Annotated in this window: 2 protein-coding genes and 1 pseudogene; 1 reads left to right on the top strand and 2 read right to left on the bottom strand. The window is 42.7% G+C overall.

The features are described from left to right. Positions 1-595 (bottom strand): annotated as a pseudogene (yebU, locus tag CXF78_RS20670) (16S rRNA (cytosine(1407)-C(5))-methyltransferase RsmF); the annotation flags it as partial. A gap of 124 nt (positions 596-719) precedes the next feature. On the opposite strand from yebU, the gene CXF78_RS20665 reads away from it, so the two are divergent. Continuing rightward, positions 720-1,946 carry a nucleoside recognition domain-containing protein gene (locus tag CXF78_RS20665; RefSeq protein WP_041413009.1) on the top strand — a complete coding sequence of 409 codons (1,227 nt, stop codon included), beginning with the start codon at positions 720-722 and terminating at the stop codon, positions 1,944-1,946. 94 nt (positions 1,947-2,040) lie between these two features. Here the strand turns inward: CXF78_RS20665 and CXF78_RS20660 are convergent. Next, positions 2,041-2,305: hypothetical protein (locus CXF78_RS20660; RefSeq protein WP_145991600.1), on the bottom strand; the 265-nt coding region annotated here is incomplete at its 5' end.

Genomic DNA, 2,305 nt, shown 5'->3' with positions numbered 1-2,305 from the left:
TACGAACCGTACCTTCGCCGCCACAAGGAGCATCTAATAAAATAGCATCAAACGATTCATATAAATATTCACCAAAAACTCGACCATCAAAATGGGTTAGGGCGGTGTGGCTGGCTCCCATGCGTAATACGTTAGCGTGTAATACTTTAACGCGGCTGGCTGAATATTCATTAGCCACTAATAAGCCACTGTTATTCATTAAGGCTGCTATTTGAGTGGCCTTGGAGCCTGGAGCTGAGGCGACATCCAAGACAATTTCAGCGGTGTTATCATTAGAAAATAATGCGGTCGGCGGCAGCATGGAACTGGCTTCTTGGATATAAAATAGCCCTTGAATATGTTCAATAGCATTACCCAGTTGGATATCATCTTTACCCTCAATCCAAAATCCGTCAGCACACCAAGGTACTGGAGACAGTTGCCAGCCTGCGCTAGTCATGATGTGGACAAATTGTGTTGTACTGATTTTAAGCGTATTCACCCGAATGGATTTACGAAGCGGTTTATCGCAATAGGCAATAAACTCTTGTAAAGATAAGTGAGCGGGTAACTCTTTCTCAATGTGATTGATAAAGTTTGTATTTAATTGGGCCATAATAATAAACGGTAGGTTATTTTTGCTGTAATTGAAGCGATCATATCACGGAATTGTACACCCTGATCGGCAATGATTACTGTATATTGACGTTAATAAAACCGACTGGCTAATGGAGTGGTGTGTGTTAAATAGAGTGTGGTTATTATTTTTTATCATTGCAGCGTTGTCTATCACGATTCAATTAGTGAATGGCAATGTCGATGTATTAAGCGAATCGGTGACGGCATTGTTTGCCAGTGCTAAGTTAGCCGCTGACATATCACTTGGCTTAATTGGTGTGTTAGCGTTATGGATGGGATTGATGCAAGTCGGTGAAAAGGCCGGTGTGGTAGGGTTGTTTGCCCGCATATTTGAACCTTTATTGTCGAAGTTGATGCCAGAAGTTCCTCGTGGACATGTCGCCTATGGCAGCATTAGCATGAATCTTACAGCTAACATGCTGGGACTGGACAATGCAGCAACACCTTTAGGCTTAAAAGCGATGCATGATCTGCAATCTCTTAACCCTGTAAAATCAGTAGCAACCAACGCCCAAATTTTATTTTTAGTGTTAAATACTTCATCAGTTACCTTAGTTCCTGTAACCGTATTTCTTTATCGTGCCCAACAAGGTGCGGCTAATCCTGCGGATATCTTTTTACCCATTTTATTAGCCACTAGTGTCTCCACCGTTGTGGGATTATTGGTTGTCGCGTTAGTGCAACGAATCTCGTTAATCAATAGTGTTATTTTGGCTTATGCTGCAACCATTATGAGTGTATTCATGGCTGGGATCGCTTATTTGGTGACATTATCCGCCGAGGCGATAGGCCAAGTGTCTATGGTGTTAGGTAACGGTATATTGTTGTTGCTGATTTTAAGTTTTATTCTAGTCGCGGGTTATCGCAAAATTGCTGTGTATGACGAGTTTGTTGATGGCGCTAAACAGGGCTTTAGCCAAGCAATTCAGCTAATCCCTTATTTGCTGGCGATGTTATTAGCCATTGGATTTCTTAGGGCTTCAGGGGCGCTAGATTATGCCTTACAGCTGTTAGCGAGTGGCGTGAGTGCATTAGGCGCAGATACGCGCTTTATTGATGCGATGCCAACCGCGTTCATGAAACCTTTTAGCGGCTCTGGTGCGCGTGCGATGATGTTAGAAACGATGAGCCATCACGGAGTTGATTCTTTTGCGGGCCGCCTAGCGGCTATTTTACAAGGCAGTACCGAAACAACGTTTTATGTATTGGCTGTGTACTTTGGTTCAGTGGGGATCCGTAATGGACGTCATGCACTGGGATGTGGTTTAGCAGCAGATTTTGCAGGTATTAGTGCCGCCATCGGTGTGTGTTATTGGTTTTATGGTTAATCATCATTATCGAGATTAACCATAATATAAATAGAAAGGCCGATATATTTATCGGCCTTTGCTTTTGTACTAATTGTATTATCGCTAGATGAAATTACTTAGCTTGGGTAGGTCGCCATTGTGACCATTCTTCCTGCATGTTCTCATGCAATGGGAAACGGTCGGTGGTGTTGATACGGTTACTGTCTGATGTGGTATCTTGGGTTGCAAATGCAATACCACCGGCGAGTATTGTTTCTAATGAGCCAGTTTCTAACTGTGCACCAGAAAATAAACCAACGTCTAACTTAATACCAGATGCATCCCAAAACTGGCTAGTCTGGTTAATTAAGTGACCATATTCAGCATTAACATGGGCA

The sequence above is a fragment of the Shewanella sp. 11B5 genome (assembly GCF_002836795.1).
Taxonomy (GTDB): domain Bacteria; phylum Pseudomonadota; class Gammaproteobacteria; order Enterobacterales; family Shewanellaceae; genus Shewanella; species Shewanella frigidimarina.
Note: the sequence above shows the minus strand (reverse complement) of the source record. Positions and strands in the feature narration are given on the sequence as shown.